The organism is Salinimicrobium oceani, assembly GCF_012037645.1.
Window position 1 is genome coordinate 1 of sequence record NZ_JAAVJR010000252.1, and the last position, 589, is coordinate 589.

The window sequence follows — 589 nt, forward strand, 5'->3', positions numbered from 1 at the left end:
TTGCAGGAAGACACAGATATGGTGGCTCTTGCACAAACCGGAACGGGAAAGACCGCAGCATTTGGCTTTCCGCTTATCCAAAAAATTGATGTAAACAGCAGAAAGACGCAGGGCCTTATTCTTTCTCCAACCCGTGAGTTGTGTTTACAAATCACAAACGAATTAAAGAATTACTCAAAATATTTTAAGGGCCTGAATACCGTAGCGATCTACGGAGGCGCAAGTATTACAGATCAGGCCACGCAGATCAAGAAAGGAGCCCAGATCATTGTTGCGACCCCCGGTCGTATGCAGGATATGGTGAACAGAAGGCTGGTAGACATTTCTGCCATCCAGTATTGTATCCTTGATGAAGCAGATGAGATGCTTAACATGGGCTTTTATGAGGACATTACAGAGATCCTCTCCCATACTCCAAAAGAAAAGAGCACCTGGTTGTTCTCGGCTACCATGCCTAAGGAGGTTTCTACTATTGCTAAAAAATTCATGCGCACCCCGGTGGAGATCACTGTGGGCACGAAGAACATGGGAACCTCAAATGTTTCCCATGAATATTACGTAGTTAATGCCCGTGACCGTTATGCAGCCT

The 589-nt window shown here is 45.5% G+C and carries 1 protein-coding gene; it reads left to right on the top strand.

The window, feature by feature from the left end; all coding sequences use genetic code 11:
- A partial coding sequence (locus HC175_RS16560) for a DEAD/DEAH box helicase (protein WP_168139477.1) occupies positions 1–589 on the top strand: 589 nt, incomplete at both ends.